Annotated in this window: 21 protein-coding genes; 5 read left to right on the top strand and 16 right to left on the bottom strand. The window is 33.3% G+C overall.

Annotated elements, in window-relative coordinates; translation table 11 throughout:
* Nucleotide 1: 1 nt before the first annotated feature.
* From rpsQ to rpsL, 14 genes are all read right to left on the bottom strand, one after another.
* The gene (gene rpsQ, locus ABD939_RS03740) at nt 2-259 is read right to left on the bottom strand and encodes a 30S ribosomal protein S17 (RefSeq protein ID WP_019386276.1); all 258 of its coding nucleotides are present in this window, start codon (nt 257-259) and stop codon (nt 2-4) included.
* Nucleotides 260-277: 18 nt separating this feature from the next.
* Entirely contained in the window at nt 278-469 is a 192-nt protein-coding gene (rpmC, locus tag ABD939_RS03745; protein ID WP_345167320.1) for a 50S ribosomal protein L29, read from the bottom strand.
* 12 nt (nt 470-481) lie between these two features.
* Nucleotides 482-901 (bottom strand): 50S ribosomal protein L16, encoded by a 420-nt coding sequence (rplP, locus tag ABD939_RS03750; RefSeq protein WP_139697443.1) that lies wholly within the window; start codon nt 899-901, stop codon nt 482-484.
* 21 nt (nt 902-922) lie between these two features.
* On the bottom strand, nt 923-1636 hold the full coding sequence (gene rpsC, locus ABD939_RS03755; RefSeq protein WP_345164664.1) for a 30S ribosomal protein S3: 714 nt from the start codon (nt 1634-1636) through the stop codon (nt 923-925).
* Nucleotides 1637-1643: 7 nt separating this feature from the next.
* Nucleotides 1644-2051, bottom strand: a complete 408-nt coding sequence (gene rplV, locus ABD939_RS03760; protein ID WP_345164666.1) for a 50S ribosomal protein L22 — start codon at nt 2049-2051, stop codon at nt 1644-1646.
* Between the two features lie 6 nt (nt 2052-2057).
* Nucleotides 2058-2336 (bottom strand): 30S ribosomal protein S19, encoded by a 279-nt coding sequence (gene rpsS / locus ABD939_RS03765; RefSeq protein WP_034043300.1) that lies wholly within the window; start codon nt 2334-2336, stop codon nt 2058-2060.
* A gap of 3 nt (nt 2337-2339) precedes the next feature.
* Nucleotides 2340-3167, bottom strand: coding sequence for a 50S ribosomal protein L2 (gene rplB / locus ABD939_RS03770; RefSeq protein WP_345164668.1), 828 nt, complete (start codon nt 3165-3167; stop codon nt 2340-2342).
* 10 nt (nt 3168-3177) lie between these two features.
* The gene (gene rplW / locus ABD939_RS03775) at nt 3178-3468 is read right to left on the bottom strand and encodes a 50S ribosomal protein L23 (RefSeq protein ID WP_345164670.1); all 291 of its coding nucleotides are present in this window, start codon (nt 3466-3468) and stop codon (nt 3178-3180) included.
* A gap of 7 nt (nt 3469-3475) precedes the next feature.
* Complete coding sequence (gene rplD / locus ABD939_RS03780; RefSeq protein ID WP_345164672.1) at nt 3476-4105, bottom strand: 50S ribosomal protein L4; 630 nt, start codon at nt 4103-4105, stop codon at nt 3476-3478.
* Nucleotides 4105-4722 (bottom strand): 50S ribosomal protein L3, encoded by a 618-nt coding sequence (rplC, locus tag ABD939_RS03785; protein WP_345164674.1) that lies wholly within the window; start codon nt 4720-4722, stop codon nt 4105-4107. The genes rplD and rplC overlap by 1 nt, the downstream gene beginning before the upstream one ends.
* A 165-nt stretch (nt 4723-4887) precedes the next feature.
* Nucleotides 4888-5193 carry a 30S ribosomal protein S10 gene (gene rpsJ, locus ABD939_RS03790; RefSeq protein WP_007650482.1) on the bottom strand — a complete coding sequence of 102 codons (306 nt, stop codon included), beginning with the start codon at nt 5191-5193 and terminating at the stop codon, nt 4888-4890.
* An 11-nt stretch (nt 5194-5204) separates the two neighbouring features.
* Complete coding sequence (gene fusA, locus ABD939_RS03795) at nt 5205-7331, bottom strand: elongation factor G (protein WP_345164676.1); 2127 nt, start codon at nt 7329-7331, stop codon at nt 5205-5207.
* A 3-nt stretch (nt 7332-7334) separates the two neighbouring features.
* The gene (rpsG, locus tag ABD939_RS03800) at nt 7335-7811 is read right to left on the bottom strand and encodes a 30S ribosomal protein S7 (protein ID WP_345164678.1); all 477 of its coding nucleotides are present in this window, start codon (nt 7809-7811) and stop codon (nt 7335-7337) included.
* Between the two features lie 21 nt (nt 7812-7832).
* Nucleotides 7833-8207: a 30S ribosomal protein S12 gene (rpsL, locus tag ABD939_RS03805; RefSeq protein WP_019386263.1), complete on the bottom strand. Its 375-nt coding sequence runs from the start codon at nt 8205-8207 to the stop codon at nt 7833-7835.
* 176 nt (nt 8208-8383) lie between these two features.
* On the opposite strand from rpsL, the gene ABD939_RS03810 reads away from it, so the two are divergent.
* The 5 genes from ABD939_RS03810 (at nt 8384) to ABD939_RS03830 (ending at nt 15609) form a co-directional block, all read left to right on the top strand.
* On the top strand, nt 8384-10078 hold the full coding sequence (locus ABD939_RS03810; RefSeq protein ID WP_345164681.1) for a POTRA domain-containing protein: 1695 nt from the start codon (nt 8384-8386) through the stop codon (nt 10076-10078).
* A 117-nt stretch (nt 10079-10195) separates the two neighbouring features.
* Nucleotides 10196-12160 carry a SusC/RagA family TonB-linked outer membrane protein gene (locus tag ABD939_RS03815; protein ID WP_345164683.1) on the top strand — a complete coding sequence of 655 codons (1965 nt, stop codon included), beginning with the start codon at nt 10196-10198 and terminating at the stop codon, nt 12158-12160.
* 403 nt (nt 12161-12563) lie between these two features.
* Nucleotides 12564-13241, top strand: a complete 678-nt coding sequence (locus ABD939_RS03820) for a hypothetical protein (RefSeq protein WP_345164685.1) — start codon at nt 12564-12566, stop codon at nt 13239-13241.
* An 11-nt stretch (nt 13242-13252) separates the two neighbouring features.
* Nucleotides 13253-14752, top strand: a complete 1500-nt coding sequence (locus ABD939_RS03825; protein ID WP_345164687.1) for a RagB/SusD family nutrient uptake outer membrane protein — start codon at nt 13253-13255, stop codon at nt 14750-14752.
* Between the two features lie 23 nt (nt 14753-14775).
* Entirely contained in the window at nt 14776-15609 is an 834-nt protein-coding gene (locus ABD939_RS03830) for a hypothetical protein (protein ID WP_345164689.1), read from the top strand.
* A 543-nt stretch (nt 15610-16152) separates the two neighbouring features.
* On the opposite strand, the gene ABD939_RS03835 is transcribed toward ABD939_RS03830, so the two are convergent.
* Entirely contained in the window at nt 16153-16818 is a 666-nt protein-coding gene (locus ABD939_RS03835; protein WP_345164691.1) for a hypothetical protein, read from the bottom strand.
* 67 nt (nt 16819-16885) lie between these two features.
* Nucleotides 16886-18613: a T9SS type A sorting domain-containing protein gene (locus ABD939_RS03840; RefSeq protein WP_345164693.1), complete on the bottom strand. Its 1728-nt coding sequence runs from the start codon at nt 18611-18613 to the stop codon at nt 16886-16888.
* Nucleotides 18614-18668: the final 55 nt, after the last annotated feature.

The raw sequence follows: 18668 nt of genomic DNA on the forward strand, positions 1-18668 counted from the left end.
ATTATTTAGCTCTTTCTAAAATTTCAACTAATCTCCAACATTTAGATTTACTTAAAGGTCTTGTTTCCATGATCTTTACTGTATCTCCAATATTACAATCGTTTGTTTCGTCGTGTGCTACGTACTTTTTCGTTTTTAAAACGAATTTTCCATACATAGGGTGTTTTACTTTTTTAACCTCTGCAACAACTATTGATTTTTGCATTTTGTTACTAGTAACAACTCCTATACGTTCTTTTCTTAAATTTCTTGTTTCCATTTCCATCTTTCAGCAGAATTATTGTGAATCTCTTTTAGTTAATTCAGTCGCAATTCTAGCTACAGTTCTTCTTATAGAACGTAATTGAATTGGATTTTCTAAAGGAGATATTGCATGAGCCAATTTTAGGTCTGAATAACTCTTTTTTGTTTCACCAAGCTTCTCTTGTAACTCGGCTACTGATAATTCTTTAATTTCTGATTGTTTCATCATCTTAAATTATTATGCTTCGTAATCGCGAGCAATTATAAACTTAGTTTTTACAGGTAGTTTTTGTGCTGCTAAACGTAATGCTTCTTTTGCAATGTCTAGTGGCACACCACCAACTTCAAATAAAACACGACCTGGTCTACAAACAGCTACCCATAATTCAACGGCACCTTTACCTTTACCCATACGTACTTCAAGAGGCTTTTTTGTAATAGGCTTGTCTGGAAATATTTTAATCCAAAGTTGACCTTCTCTTTTCATGTAACGTGTAGCGGCAATACGAGCTGCTTCAATTTGACGTGCAGTAATAAACGTGGCGTCTAATGCTTTTATTCCAAAAGTTCCGTTTGAAAGTTGGTGCCCTCTTCCAGAGAGACCTTTCATACGTCCTTTTTGTTGTTTACGAAATTTTGTTCTTTTAGGCTGTAACATTTTTCTTTACTTTATAAAAAATTACTTTCTACGACGAGGTCCTTTATTTCCACCTCTTCCACCTTTTCCTTGCTTCTTAGATAATCCAACAAGCGGAGAAAGCTCTCTTTTACCATATACTTCACCTTTCATGATCCATACTTTAACACCCAATCTACCATAAGTAGTGTGTGCTTCAACTAAAGCATAATCAATATCGGCTCTAAAAGTTGATAAAGGAATACGTCCTTCTTTGTAGTGTTCTGAACGTGCCATTTCAGCACCATTTAAACGACCACTAATTTGGATTTTAATTCCTTCAGCGTTCATACGCATTGTAGCAGCGATAGCCATCTTAATTGCACGTCTGTATGAAATTCTATTTTCAATTTGACGAGCAATACTAGATCCTACTAAAAATGCATCAAGTTCAGGTCTTTTAATCTCAAAGATGTTAATCTGAACTTCTTTTCCAGTAATTTTCTTAAGCTCTTCTTTTAACTTGTCTACCTCTTGACCGCCTTTACCAATAATGATACCTGGGCGAGCCGTTGTGATAGTAACGGTTACAAGTTTTAAAGTTCTCTCAATAATTACTCTACTTACACTAGCTTTAGATAAACGCGCGTGAACGTATTTTCTAATCTTATCGTCTTCGGCAAGTTTATCACCATAATCGTTTCCTCCGTACCAGTTAGATTCCCATCCTCTGATAATTCCTAAGCGATTTCCGATTGGATTTGTTTTTTGTCCCATACTCTTATTAAGCTTGTGTGTTATTGTTAGCTCCAACCACTAATGTTACATGGTTTGAACGTTTTCTTATTCTGTGTGCACGACCTTGAGGAGCTGGACGTAATCTTTTTAACATAGATCCACTGTCCACTTTAATCTCTTTTACAAATAATTCTGCAGATTCAACATCAGCATCTTCATTCTTTGCTTGCCAGTTAGCGATTGCTGATAATAACAACTTCTCTAAACGACCAGATGCTTCTTTTTGATTGAACTTCAAAATATTAAGTGCATTCTCTACCTTTTCGCCTCTTACTAAATCAGCTACTAAGCGCATTTTTCTTGGTGATGTAGGACAATTATTAAGTTTAGCAAAAGCAACATGCTTTTTTGCTTCCTTAATAGCGTCTGCCATTTGTTTTTTACGACTTCCCATAGCTTACTACTTTTTACCTTTATTTTTAGCACCAGCATGTCCACGGAATGAACGTGTTGGTGAAAATTCTCCTAACTTATGACCTACCATGTTTTCAGTTACATAAACTGGTACAAATTGACGGCCATTGTGTACTGCTATGGTTTGCCCAACAAAATCTGGAGTAATCATACTGGCTCTAGACCAAGTTTTAATTACAGTTTTTTTGTTGTTCTCAACATTCACAGCTACTTTCTTTTCCAATTTATAATGAACGTAAGGTCCTTTTTTTAATGATCTTGCCATGTCTTATTTCTTTCTACGTTCTACAATATATTTATTACTCGCTTTTGATTTAGAACGGGTTCTATAACCTTTAGCTGGAATACCGTTTCTAGAACGAGGATGTCCACCTGAAGATTTACCTTCACCACCACCCATTGGGTGATCAACTGGATTCATTACTACTGGTCTCGTTCTTGGACGTCTACCTAACCATCTTGTTCTACCTGCTTTACCACCAACTAATAATTGATGATCTGAGTTAGAAACAACACCGATTGTAGCCATACAGTTAGCAAGAATTAATCTTGTTTCACCTGAAGGTAATTTAACCGTAGCAAATTTACCATCTCTTGCCATTAATTGAGCAAAAGCACCAGCACTACGAGCCATAATAGCTCCTTGACCTGGACGTAACTCTATACAAGAAATAATAGTTCCTAATGGAATTTCACTTAAAGGCATTGCATTTCCAATTTCTGGAGCAACACCTTCTTTACTAGACACTACATTTTGCCCAACCTGAAGTCCATTTTGAGCAATAATATATCTTTTCTCACCATCTTGATAATTCAATAAAGCGATAAAAGCTGTTCTGTTTGGATCGTATTCAATAGAAGCTACTTCACCAGGAATACCTGCTTTGTCTCTTTTAAAATCGATAATACGATACTTTTTCTTATGACCTCCACCAATATAGCGCATGGTCATTTTTCCTCGATTGTTTCTACCACCAGACCTTTTGTTCGGAACGAGTAAACTCTTTTCCGGCTTATCAGTAGTAATGGCATCGTAACCGTTTACTACTCTAAAACGCTGTCCTGGTGTGATTGGTTTTAATTTTCTTACTGACATTAGTCTTTAATTACATGTTACTGTATAAATCAATCATTTCACCTTCCGCCAGTTGTACAATTGCTTTTTTAACAGCATTTGTTTTACCATGTTGAATACCAGTTTTTGTAAACTTGGTACTACGATCTGGACGGACATTTATAGTACGAACTTTTTCAACAGAAACACCATAAGCAGCTTCCACCGCTTTTTTGATTTCTACCTTATTCGCCTTTGTGTTCACCGAGAACGTATAGCAGTTTCTTAACTCGCTATCCGCTGTCGCTTTTTCTGTGATTATAGGTTTAATTAAGATACTCATCTGTTTCTTATTTACTTAAGTTTGTTTGAATTCCTTCTAAAGCACCTTCTAAAAGTACTACTTGATTTGCATTTAAAATCTTGTAAGTACTTAATTCTGAAGAAGTTATAACCTCAGAGCCTTTTAAATTGCGCGATGACAAATATACGTTATTATTTGACCCACCCAACACAAACAGAGATTTTTTGTTTTCAAGCTCTAAAGCCTTTAAAACCGCTGTAAAGTTTTTTGTTTTTGGAGCGTCAAAATTAAAGTCTTCTAAAACTGTAATTGACTTCTCTCCTGCTTTGATACTTAAGGCTGATTTACGCGCTAAACGCTTTAAGTTTTTATTAAGTTTGAAGTTGTAGTTTCTTGGTCTTGGACCGAACATACGACCTCCACCTTTAAATACACCAGACTTAATACTACCTGCTCTAGCTGTACCAGTTCCTTTTTGCTTTTTAATCTTACGTGTACTTCCAGAAATCTCAGCTCTCTCTTTTGATTTGTGAGTTCCTTGTCTTTGGTTTGCTAAATATTGTTTAACATCCAAGTATACTGCATGATTATTAGGCTCAATAGCAAACACATCTTTAGAAAGGTCTGCCTTTCTACCTGTGTCTTTTCCGTTTATATCTAAAACTGCTACTTTCATTACTTCTGAATTGTTACATAAGCGTTTTTGTGACCAGGTACACAACCTTTAACCACAAGTAGATTCTTATCAGCAACTACTTTTAAAACTCTTAAATTTTGAACTTTTACAGTATCTCCCCCCATTCGTCCAGCCATTTTCATGCCTTTAAAAACTCTTGCAGGGTAAGATGCTGCTCCAATAGATCCTGGCGCTCTTAAACGGTTATGTTGACCGTGAGTAGCTTGACCTACACCACCGAAACCATGACGTTTTACAACACCCTGAAATCCTTTACCTTTAGACGTTCCTGCTACATCAACGAATTCTCCTTCGTTAAAATGTTCAACAGTGATTGCATCTCCTAATTTGTACTCCTCATCAAAACCTTTGAATTCAACAACTTTGCGTTTTACAGAAGTACCCGCTTTTTTAGCATGACCTAAGTCTGCTTTAGTAGCGCTTTTTTCTGTCGCGTCATCGAAACCAAGTTGAATGGCTTCATAACCATCAACTTCTTCAGTTCTGACTTGGGTAACGATACATGGTCCAGCTTCAATTACCGTACAAGGAATATTCTTCCCGTTCTCGTCGAAGATGCTGGTCATACCGATTTTTTTTCCAATTAACCCAGACATATTTATTTATTATTAATTATTACTATTTCGTTGAAACTTAATTCAACATTGTTATTAAAAAATTTCAGGGACAAAATACCTTTCGTCCCTGAAATGTATTTATCCGTTTTTCCCTCGACCGCATCGGTGGGACATGTTATTCAACAATTAATGCTGAAAATTCACTTATACTTTAATCTCTACTTCTACACCACTTGGCAACTCAAGTTTCATCAAGGCATCAATAGTTTTTGATGACGAAGAGTAGATATCTAATAATCTTTTATATGAAGATAACTGAAACTGCTCTCTTGATTTCTTGTTTACGTGAGGAGAACGTAATACAGTAAAAATTTTCTTGTGCGTTGGTAATGGAATTGGTCCCGTTACTACAGCGCCAGTACTTTTTACCGTTTTTACAATCTTATCAGCAGACTTGTCTACTAAGTTGTGATCGTAAGATTTTAATTTTATTCTGATTTTTTGACTCATTTTCTTAGATTTTAAGCTTCAACACCTTTTGCTGCTTTAATAACCTCTTCAGAAATATTTGAAGGTGTTTCAGCGTAGTGAGAAAATTCCATTGTTGACGTTGCACGACCTGACGATAATGTTCTTAATGTAGTAACATAACCGAACATTTCAGATAATGGCACAGTAGCTTTTACAGTTTTTGCACCAGCTCTATCACCCATATCGCTTACTTGTCCTCTTCTTCTATTTAAATCTCCAACAATGTCACCCATGTTTTCTTCAGGAGTAATTACCTCAAGTTTCATGATTGGTTCCATAATTACTGCTTTTGCAGCTTTTGCAGAATTTTTAAATCCAAGTTTAGCAGCCAATTCGAAAGATAACTGATCCGAATCCACATCGTGGTAAGATCCATCTTTCAATGTTACTTTCATAGAATCAACCTCGTAACCTGCTAAAGGACCATTAACCATAGCCATTTTAAATCCTTTTTCAATTGAAGGGATAAATTCTTTAGGAACGTTACCACCTTTAATTATAGATTCGAACTGAAGTCCAGTAACACCTTCATCAGCTGGCTCAATAGTAAATACAATATCAGCAAACTTACCACGACCACCAGATTGTTTCTTATAAACCTCTCTATGATCAGCAGCTTGTGTAATAGCTTCTTTGTACTCAACTTGTGGTTGACCTTGGTTTACTTCAACCTTAAACTCACGCTTAAGACGGTCAACAATAATATCTAAGTGAAGCTCACCCATTCCAGAAATAATAGTCTGTCCTGAAGCTTCATCTGTTCTTGCTGTAAATGTTGGATCTTCCTCAGCTAATTTTGCTAAAGACATACCTAATTTATCAACATCAGCTTTTGTTTTAGGCTCAACCGCGATACCAATTACTGGATCTGGGAAGTCCATAGATTCTAAAACAATAGGATGTTTTTCATCAGACATGGTATCACCTGTTTTGATATCTTTAAATCCTACTGCTGCTCCAATATCTCCTGCTTCGATATAATCGATAGCGTTTTGTTTATTAGAGTGCATTTGATAGATACGAGAGATACGCTCTTTCTTACCTGAACGGTTGTTCAAGATATATGAACCCGCATCCAAACGACCAGAGTAAGCTCTAAAGAATGCTAAACGACCTACAAAAGGATCGGTAGCAATTTTAAATGCTAATGCAGCAAACGGATCTTTTGCATCTGGTTTACGTATGGCTTCTTCTCCTGTATCTGGATTAGTTCCTACAATGTTATCTCTATCTGTTGGAGATGGTAGGTAACGACATACAGCATCTAATAAGAATTGAACACCTTTATTTTTGAATGCAGAACCACAAATCATTGGGATGATAGCCATATCCATTACAGCAGCTCTAAGTGCAGCATGCACTTCTTCTTCTGTAATAGAATCTTCATCTTCCATGAATTTCTCTAAAAGATTTTCATCATAAGTTGCTACTTCTTCAATAAGTAATGCTCTATATTTTCTAGCTTCTTCCTTAAGCTCTTCTGGAATTTCAATAACATCAAAAGTTGCCCCTTGAGTTTCATCATGCCATACAATAGCTCTATTCTTAACTAAATCTATAATACCTTTAAAATCTATTTCGTCACCAATGTTTAAAACGATTGGCACTGCATTAGATTTTAACATATCTTTTACTTGTTGACAAACACCTAAAAAGTTTGATCCTTGACGATCCATTTTGTTAACAAAACCAATTCTTGGAACTTTATAGTTGTCAGCTAATCTCCAGTTAGTCTCAGATTGTGGCTCAACACCATCAACCGCACTAAATAAGAAAACTAAACCATCAAGTACACGTAATGAACGGTTTACCTCTACGGTAAAATCAACGTGACCTGGTGTGTCAATTATATTAAAGTGATATCCTTTAGTTTCTGGAGTTGGATTTCCATTCTCGATTGGAAATTTCCACTCACAGGTTGTAGCAGCAGAAGTAATTGTAATACCTCTTTCTTGCTCTTGCTCCATCCAGTCCATTGTTGCAGCACCATCATGTACTTCCCCAATTTTGTGTGAAACACCTGTATAATAAAGAATACGCTCTGTTGTAGTAGTTTTTCCTGCATCAATATGTGCAGCAATACCTATATTTCTAGTATATTTTAAATCTCTTGCCATTTCTTAAAATCTAAAGTGAGAGAATGCTTTGTTTGCTTCTGCCATTTTATGAGTATCAACTCGTTTCTTAACGGCTGCTCCTTCTTCTTTAGCTGCTGCTAAAACTTCAGATGCTAAACGTAATGCCATTGATTTTTCGTTTCTTTTACGAGCATAGCTAATTAGCCATTTCATCGCTGTTGAAACTTTACGATCTGGACGAATTTGCATTGGAATTTGGAATGTTGCACCACCAACACGACGACTACGTACTTCTACGTGAGGCATCACATTAGACAAGGCATCTTTCCAGATTTCTAACGCTGTTTTTTCTTCGTCAGTTTTTTTTGAGTCTACAATATCAATTGCATCGTAGAATACTTTAAAAGCGACAGACTTCTTACCATCCCACATCATCATATTAACGAAACGAGTAACTAACTGGTCGTTAAATTTTGGATCCGGTAAAAGCGGTCTCTTTTTTGCTGCTCTTTTTCTCATGTCTTCTTCTTAAAGTTTTAATTACTTCTTAGGGCGTTTAGCACCATACTTAGATCTACGTTGCGTTCTACCTGAAACACCTGCTGTGTCTAAAGCACCACGTACAATGTGATATCTAACTCCTGGTAAATCTTTTACCCTTCCACCTCTAACCAATACTATCGAGTGCTCTTGTAGATTGTGTCCTTCACCACCGATGTATGCATTAACCTCGTTACCGTTTGTTAAACGAACCCTTGCTACCTTACGCATTGCTGAGTTAGGTTTTTTAGGAGTTGTTGTGTAAACACGAGTACACACACCACGTCTTTGCGGACAAGAATCTAAAGCAGCCGATTTACTCTTCTTGGTTATTTTGGCTCTTCCTTTTCTTACTAATTGCGAAATTGTTGGCATATATAATAATATAAATTTTATTAACCTCTTCTAAGAGGCGTGCAAAGGTAGAAATTAAAATTTGAAATTCAAATCCTAATTCATTAATTTTTAAGAGTTTTCAAAAATAATAACATAAGCTATATTATAAGCTTATATTTTCCGTTAGATTTACAGAAAAAATAGCGGTTGTAAACGTGCATAAAACTTCTTATTTAGTCATTATTATATATATCCTTTTTTCTTTTGAAGGGGAGTGTCAAGATCTTCACTTAAAAATTTATGGAGAAACAGAAGCTGAAACAGCCATTATAGACTCATTACAGTATTTAAAAAAGCACAATGATTTTGTTTCTATTAAATCGGAAGTTGATTCTTTACAAAACAGACTTTTTAAAATAGGATACATTGAAAATAATATTAAGGAAATTATAAAAATAAATGACTCATCTTTTCATTCTCGTCTTTCTTTAAAAAGAAAATTTAATACCATATATATACACTACAATAATTCCGTTACTGATAAATCAACTTTGAGTTTAATATCAGATAATGTTTTTGATAATTATTTTGAATTAGAATTTTATACGATTGGAGATGCACTCAATCAAATTAACTCTATAATCACTCAAAAAGGTTATCCTTTCTCTAAACTATACCTATCTGATATTATCGTCAACAACAAACAAAAACTTACTGCTAACTTAGTTATAGAAACTAAAGAAAAACAAAGAACTATTAATAGTATAGAAATAAAAGGATATGAGAAATTCCCTCGTTCTTATTTGAAACATTATTTAAAAATAAAACCAAATCAAACGTTTAATCTAGATAGAGTTAGAAATAGAACTAAATTACTGAATGATTTAAATTTTGCCAATCAGATAAAAAGTCCTGAAGTTTTGTTTTCCAAAGATTCAACAACATTGTATCTATATTTAGAAAAAGCAAAAAGTAATAATTTTGATGGCTTTTTAGGTTTTGGAACCAATGAAGAAACTAATAATTTGGAGTTTGATGGTTATCTTAATTTAAACCTAACAAATAACTTAAATTTTGGAGAAACATTTAAACTCTTATACAAGAGTGACGAAAATGACCAGAAAACATTTAAAACAGATATTACTTTACCTTATTTATTTAAATCGCCTGTTGGTATTGACTTACAATTACAGATATTTAAGAAGGACTCATCATTCACAACTGTAAATCAGTTTACTAAGTTGCACTACCAAATAAATTCTAAACATAAAATTTTTGCTGGAATAGTTAACTCTGAATCAAATAACTTATTAAACCAAAATACCTCCGCAAGTATTATAGATTACAAAACTTCATATTATTCGTTCGCTTATGAATATTTGAATCCTCAAAACACAAGCAGACTTTTTCCTATTAAGTCAAGATTATACTTAGAATCTAATTTCGGAACAAGAAAATTAACCAACGAATCTCAAAAGCAATCTCAATTTACAATTGATGCTTTTAAAATATTTAACCTTAATTTAAAAAATAGCATTTACACTAGAGTAAACAGCTCTATATTAAACTCTGATACTTACCTAGAAAATGAATTATTTAGATTTGGTGGCATAACATCTATCAGAGGTTTTGAGGAGAATAGTCTATTTTCTTCATTATACGGCCTAATTAATACCGAATACAGATATCAACTTAGCAATAGTATATATATACATTCTATTACAGATGTAGCTTATTTTGAAAATAAAGTATCAAATACGAAAGAAAAGCTCTTTGGTTACGGTTTTGGTTTTGGTTTATTAACAAAAGCAGGATTATTTAGATTTAATTATGCTAATGGTAAATTAGAGAATCAAAAATTTAGACTATCAAATTCTAAGATACATATTAGTTTGACTACAAATTTCTAGTGTTTTTTTACATTTATCTTAAAATTTACACCCAAATAGCAAATTTTAACCATTATTTATTGTTTAATTAACTTTTTATTATGATTTTTGGCATTGACTAATTCAAATAATTATAAAATGAAAACAAAGTTTAGTGGAATTCTAACGCTATTACTAGCGTTTGTCGTGCAACTTACGTTTGCACAAGAAAAGACAATTTCAGGTACGGTATCAGATGATTCTGGCTTACCTCTTCCTGGAGCTACTGTCTTAGTTAAAGGTACTTCTTCTGGTACATCTTCAGATTTCGATGGTAAATACTCAATCAGAGCAAATCAAGGGGCTACTCTTGTGTTTAGTTTTGTTGGATACTCGACTGTAGAAATGGTGATTGGATCTTCAAGTACAATTAATGCTACATTAACAGAGGATGCTGCTTCATTAGAGGAGGTAGTTGTAACTGGTTATGCAACTGTAGCAAAAAAGAAGTCTAATATAGCTGCTTCAAGAATTACATCTGAAACAATTGAAAACAGACCTAATGCAAGTTTTGTCCAGACATTAACAGGGCAAGTTGCAGGTCTTGATATTGCAACCAACTCAGGACAACCTGGAGCTAATTCTACCATAGAATTAAGGGGTGCCAATTCTATCAACGGTAATACAGAACCATTATTTCTTATGGATGGTATTCCAATTAACGAAGATAACTTTAGAAGTTTGAACCCTAATGAAATAGAATCTGTTACAGTTCTTAAAGATGCAGGTGCAACTGCTATATATGGAAGTAGAGGTGCAAACGGTGTTGTAGTAATAAAAACTAAAAGAGGTAAAAAAGGTTCTGGTTTACAAATTAACTATACTGGTATAACCAGTCTTTCTAATTTACAATACAGTAATGAAAGAGGGTATAATCTTTTCGAAAACTCTCAAGATATCTTAACCTTTGAGCGTAATGTAGGCATAGGTAGAGGTGCTGGAGATGGATTAGGTCCCTTATTCCCAGCAACTAATGTACCATTAACAGATGCTGAAATTGCAGCTTCTCCTACCACTGATTGGTTGGATTTCTTTTTAGGAACAGCTAGAACTCAAAATCATACGCTTACCTTTTCAACTGGTAGCGAGAATGCCTCATCATTCACCTCTTTAGGTTATTTTGCACAAGAAGGTTTGTTAAGAGGTAGTAATTTACAGCGTTTCAATTTAAGAAACAATGTAAGTGGTACAACCAAAAATCAAAAACTTAACTATACTACTTCTATATCTTTAAACTATTCTAAAGATGATGAGCCTACTAGTATTGGAACAAATGGAGTTAACCAAAACCCTCTTTTTGGTGCATTTTCTAGTTTACCTTATTTAACACCTCAAGATAATCCTGGAGGTCCTACTTTAGCTCAAAGTTTCATAGTGGGTTATGCACCCTTCTATAATATTGATAAATTAGCAACTTCAGTAGCTCTTGAAGAAGAGATGAAATTAATTGCTGGTTTTTCTGCTTCTTACAGATTAACTGATGACCTAACGGCTTCTATTAATGCTGGTGTTGATTACGAACATATTACTTTTTTAGATTTCCAAGATCCAGTCTCAAGAAATCAATTAAGATTTAATACACTTGTAGATGGATTTCAGGATCAGCAAACTACAAGACGTTTTTCTTTCCAAAATACAACATCCATTAACTACAATAAAACCATTGGAAAACATACTTTTGGAGCTGGAGCATATTTAGAATACTTTAAAGCACATTTTAGAACTTTTGGTTTTGATGCGAACGGTTTAAACCCGAAAACATTGTTCCCGGGTGATGGTAGTGGTTTTATTCCTGACGGACCAGACAACGATGCGCTGGTTGATCAAATTAATGCGAATATTTTAAATGCTGGTTTATTATCTTACTTCGGAACACTTAATTATGATTTTGATGCTAAGTATGGTGTTTCGCTTACTTTAAGACGAGATGCATCTTATCGTTTTGCTTCAACAAACAGATGGGGTACTTTTGGGTCAATTGCAGCTTTTTGGAATATAGCTGATGAAAACTTTATGAGTAATACCGCTTTTAATAGCTTAAAACTTAGAGGTTCTTTATGGTGAAACTGGTAACCAAAGAATTACTGGTAATTCTTATTGGTCTGGACCAGACTTATCTGAAACATTTTTTGGTGTAGGTGCAGGTTACGGAAATAATCAAGCTATTTTTAGAGGTCAAATTGGAAACAGTACACTAAGATGGGAAACTGTAATACAAAGTAACATTGGTCTTGATTTTGGCTTATGGAATAACAGATTTAGAGGAGCTTTTGATGTATACCAAAAGAAAACTGAAGATTTATTCCAAAACGCACCATTATCGGCAGTAACAGGATCATTTGCTCAAAATGCAAACATTGGTTCACTTTTCAATAGAGGTTTTGATTTTGATTTACACTATGATTTAATACAAACACAAGACGTTAATTTAACATTAAACTTTGTAGGTAATTACAATAAAAGTGAATTGCAAGACATACCAGATGAAACAGGTGAAATAATAGGTATTGGAAGAAACGGTGGTATTTTAGGTGAAAGAAAACTAGTTCGTTATGCTGGTGTTAATCCAGCAAATGGTAATCTGTTATACTTAGACATAGATGGAAATGCAACTGAATCTCCAGATTTTGATAGAGACGCAGTTTGGACAGAAACAAACAATGTACCTGAATTTTTAGGTAGCTTTGGTTTTGACTTAGACTATAAAAACTTCTTTTTAACTACGCAATTTAACTATGAAGTAGGAATAACTAGATTTGATTTTGATTACTCAAATGCAATAGATAGAGATGATATTGGAGTTTTTAATTTATCTCAAGACTTATTAAGAGCTTGGACTCCAGATAATAGAATAACAGATATTCCTAGTTTAGATGCAACTAACTTAGGTGTTATTGGTGGTGGTGCAAGTGATAGGTTTATCAAGAATTCAGATTACCTAAGACTTCGTTTTCTTCAATTAGGTTATAATGTACCTCAAAAAGCAATTGAAAACTCAGGTATTAGAAGTATTAGAATTTTTGGAAACGCTGAAAACTTATTTACTTGGACTGAATTTAGAGGTTTTGACCCTTCTGCAAGAGCAGGATCAAGATCATACCCAACAGCAAGAATTATGTCTATAGGATTAGAAATCGGATTTTAAAAAAAATAAAAATGAAAAAAATTAAATATTTACTTATATTAAATTTAGCATTCTTCTTTAATTGTCAGGATGCTATTGATATTGCTCAACCAGGTCGATTAACACCAGATAGAGCTTTTGAAAATGTTGCTGATTTGCAACAGGGGTTATTAGGTGTTTACAATGCCTATGACCTTACACCAGAAATAGCAATGGGTGCTTACACAGATGAAGTTGCTGTTGGATTTGCTGGAGGCGGACAAGGTTTCACTACTAGTTTAGCGTTTATTTTAAATTCTCAATCAGCAGCCTCTACTACTTTTTGGTCAAATGGTTACATTGGTGAGTTATTTTCTTGTAACATAGTAATTAATGCTGCACTTGCTATAACTCCAGAAGCTGGCGAAGAAGATGAGTACAATGACATTTTAGGTCAATTATATGCTTTGAGAGCGTTTTCACACTTTCAATTATTATCTTACTATTCTACTGATTATGCAGATGATAGTGCATTAGGAGTTCCTATTATTGATTTTGTACCAGGTACGGATGCTCAACCTTTAAGAAACACAAATGGTGAGGTATTTGCTGCAATTAATGCTGATTTAGATAGAGCAGAAGATTTATTATTAGATGCAAACGCACCTATTCTTGTTACAAAAGACTTTGTTACTGCACTAAGAGCTAGAATGGCTGCTTACAGACAAAATTATTCAAGCGCTGCTACGTTTGCTCAAGAATTATTAGACAAATATCCTTTAGCTGACAGAACTCAGTACACTAATATGTTTTTAGATACTGATAACACTGAAATTATCTTTAAGCTAGATAGAACTGCTAATGGCCCTTATGATGGTCAAGGAGCAACTGGTTCAGTTGCTGCTGGTGGTGGAGCCGGTTACATATATGCATTCGTAAATCCTACAATTGGTGGTGGTGTTTATTTTGAATTTAGTAGAAACTTATTCAATTTATTCGATCCTGCAGATGTTAGATATGATGTTTGTGTAGCACCTACATCTGTAGTTTCTCCAGATTACCAAAATGCTGCTGATTTTGTGGAAGAAGATAAATTAGTTATACAAAAGTATCCTGGAATTTCAGGTGCTCTTTTAGTAAACGACTTAAAAGTATTTAGATCTTCTGAGATGTTATTAATATTAGCAGAGAGTCTTGCAGATGCTGGTAACATCAATGGTGCAACAAATTCTACTGCTGCGTTAATTAAGGAATTAAGAGATGCTCGTTTTGGGTCAGCTCAACCATTACCTGTTTACTCAAGTCAACAAGCTGCTTTTGCCGCTATTTTAAATGAAAGACGTGTAGAGTTTGCATTTGAAGGTCACCGTTGGAAAGACTTAAAAAGATTAGGTGTAAGAGCTAATCAAGGAGTTACTAGGGATCCTCTTGACTGTGCGTTTAATGGTGCTTGTACTTTAGCCCCAGATGATTTCAAATTCACATTACCTTTACCATCAGTAGAATTTAATGGGAATCCTGGACTAAGAGCGCAACAAAATCCTGGTTATTAATAATAATTAAAATTTAAAATATTATGAAAAAATATATATATAAACTTATGGCTCTACTAGTAGTCTTTTCATTCGCATCATGTGAAGAAGATCCGGTAGTGTTCGATGCTTCAGGTGGCTTTGTTCAATTTTCATCTGAATCTGCAGCAATTACAGAAGATTCAGGCGATGTAGTATCAACTGTTATACTAGGAAGTGGAAGTAATCCGAGTGGTGTTTCTGTAGACTTTACTATAACTACGGACGATGCTTCAAGATTTTCTGTTAGTCCAGCTAGTGGTACTGTTGAAATACCAGCAGGAGAATTTTCAGCTGATATTACAATAACTGCAATCGATAACTTTGATGTTGATGGTGATGTAGAACTTGTTATAAATTTATCAACTAGCAGTAGCTTACCTGTAGGTATTGGTGGCGAAGGAGTTAATTTCGCTTCTAGAGCTATAACCATAATTGATAATGATTGTCCTCTAGATATTAATGCTTTTGTTGGAACGTACATGGTATCTGAGCAGTTTACAGCAGGTCAAAACGCTCCAAGGGGGTTAAGCGATTTTTTCAGTGAAAGTTACCAAGTTGAAATAGCTTTAGACCCAAATGATACTAGTGGAACAAAAGTAATTATTACTAATAGTGCAGGTTTTAACACTTATATAGGAGATGGAGGACCAGTGGTAATGTCTTTCAATTCTTGTCCTGGTACTCTTACATTTGATGCTGGTTTTCCTACTGTTGGGCTTTTTAGAACTTTTGAGTATACAGCTTCTTCATATAGTGAAGATTCACCACAAGTAATAAAATGTGAAGGTCCTTTAGCTACGTTTGGAGATTATGAATTTGTATTCACAAAAATGTAAATAGAGATTATAGTTATTATAATTTAATAACTATTTACCATTAAAAAAAACCTCTGAAGTTTGATACTCAGAGGTTTTTTTATGTTTATAATTATCCCTTTTAATTAAACTAAAATTACTCTAATTTTAATCTTGCTGATGTTTACCTTATATTCAAACTATTTAGAACATGATGATATAAGCCAATATCCTGATTTAAAAATTACTATTTGCTTACTCATAAGCTTAATAAGTTATTATATAAAAACTATTTTGAATTCTATTTATGAATACTAAAAAAATTATTAGAATATTTTTAATAACGTTATTCATATTAATTTGATTATTAATAAGATAGATAAAAATAACATGAGGAGCGTTGGTTAAATTCAATAAAAAACATCTAAGTATATACATAACATTATACGTATTATACTAAGATGTTCTATTACTAATTAAAATTTTAGAATAAATAGCAATTCATAGTTTTTTACTAAATAACGAAATAAACATAAATTCTATAATTGCAAAAAACTTAAAATGTAATCTAAGTCAGTCTAATATTTATAAATTATTATAAAAATCTATAAGCTTAATATATGGCTCATGATCCTTTTTTAACTTTAACTTGTTATCAGAAATATGATTATTTAACTCCTTATTTTTATCATCTAAAGATTTTAAAATATTCTTTTTAGAAAGTTTTAATAAATTTAATTCATCATTTTTGTACAAAAAATAAGAAATTTCGTCTCTAAAAGTAGCAGGTGCATCTACACCATAAGTAGTTTCAGATTTTGTTCCTTCTACATATTTTTTTCTTTTATGAACTAATAACTGTGCTTTGCCAGGTTTTGACAAATTAACAAAGTAAGCAGTTTCATTTGCTCCAGATTTATCAGTATAATTATAGACTTCAAAAGTTTCACCATTAAGAGTTATTCTACTACCTTCAAACTTTAACAAGGCAATAATATTACCATTTTGCTTCATTTGCATTTCATCATTATAAGCATTGTATCTGAGAAGTGCTTTGAAAGATTTATTATCATTAGTGAAGATTGTGCCTGTAACAAATGCTTCATTAAAATATGGCGAACCTTTAACATTATCTGGTAAATTATTTCCAACAACTTTTTGTCTTATATACTCTCCAGGTAAATCCATAAGTTGAGAATATGCTGAAATAAACGTTAATATAAAACTTAATGTACAAATAGACTTTTTCATTTTTTTTCTTTTGTTTTGGGGATTAATTTAATTCTTGAAATAATAGATTATCTTGACAAATATATTTCTAATCTAACACTAATTTTCTGGTAATTTTAGCGACATCCGAATGGATATTTACAAAATACACACCTTTAGACATTGCTTCCAAATTGATAACTTTAGTAGCATTACTTTGTGTATTAGCATAGTTTTTCTCTGACACCAATCTACCACTTACATCAAAGACAACTATTTTTTGTAGATTAATAGATAAATTATTGGTTATATAAAAAACGCCGTTTGTAGGGTTAGGATACAAATTAACTGATTCATTTAAAGCTAATTCGTCTAAGCCTAATGATGGGCATGTTATTGTGCTCATTAGCGTTTTACCACATTGCGCATTAGTAGAGCTTTCAATATTAATAAAATTTCCTCCATTTATATTTTCAACACCAAATGTTCTATTATCTACACCATTACCAACTGATCTGAACATTAAATCTCCATTTGTTTTTACATGACCAAATCCGTGACCATGACCTAATTCGTGTAAAGCTACAGTTTCAAAATCAATTTGATTTCCTGGAGTAGAACCAGGACCATAATTCCAATTAGAGCGTTCATTATCAAATACAAAATCTATTTCATCTACTACAACTCCCGTGACACATGAGGTTGTCCAATTAAGAGCAGCACCTAATACCCCAGCAGCAAATTCATCTCCGGGAGGGTCAAAAGCTATAACATTAATACCATCTCTAAAAAACCCACCTCCTGATGTATTAGTAGGTGATAATACCCAATTAATACCTGTGGAACAAACTACATTATTAAAAGCTCGTAAAAAAGGAGCCTTTGCCGTACTATTGAAAAACTCAACTGACATCTGCCATGTGTAGCCACCATTATTATCAGTATCGTAATGTTGCATCATTAATCCGTTTCTGTTTTGTATTGCAAATGGAATTGTTAATTGTCCAGTATCACTAAAACCATCATCATTTCTAACTCTAACAACACCTGTACCAGCTCTATGTGGAACCTTTACGGTAATAGAAGTATTAGTCCAGTTGGTGATATCTGAACTTAGAGCATCTACAAAGCCTGATACTTCATCAGCATTGGTAAATTGAACGGTGCCTTGAGTAGCACCAAAATTAAAACCATTAATTGTTATTGTATTTCCAGTTCCTGCTGTAACTGTACTTGGTGAAAAATTAGAAACAAAAGGAATGGCTAAACTACTGTTACTTTCCTTGACTAATGATAACTTACTTGTTTTTTTTATTTCAGTAAATTTCTTTTTTGTCATACTCTCAACAGCCTCATAAAACTCATCTTCAATATCTCCGTAAGTTTCAAAAACATTACTAACTTTATTAGTAACATTGTCGTATCTATAAAAACCTTGTGCACTACTGTAAACCTTATATTTTGGATTATCAGTTTCACTTCCAATTAATTGAACGTTTGAATCGTTGAGCAAAAATACTCCGGTTTCATTTTTGGATAATTCTAGATGGTGTGTTACAGATAATCCAGTATCTCCTACAACTCCTCCTAGAGTTACAACTTCAATTATAGGTTTAGATTGTCCTTTGAAAGATTTTGAAACTTCAATTGTATTTAGCGTATATATTAATTTATAATCTTCATCCCAAAAAGATTCAGTAGAAATTACTTTACCTTCTACAATAAGTTGCGAATTATTAACTTGTTCGTCTAATGGTACCTCATAGAGCCCTCCTTGTGCTAATAAAAAGTTTGAAAACAATAGAATACTAAAACTTAAAAAGGTGATTTTTCTCATTTTTATTGATTTTTTACCAAAAATAGTGAAATATTATAACAACATTAGATTTGAT

Origin of the sequence: Algibacter aquimarinus (genome assembly GCF_039543265.1) — a bacterium.
GTDB classification, from domain to species: domain Bacteria; phylum Bacteroidota; class Bacteroidia; order Flavobacteriales; family Flavobacteriaceae; genus Algibacter_B; species Algibacter_B aquimarinus.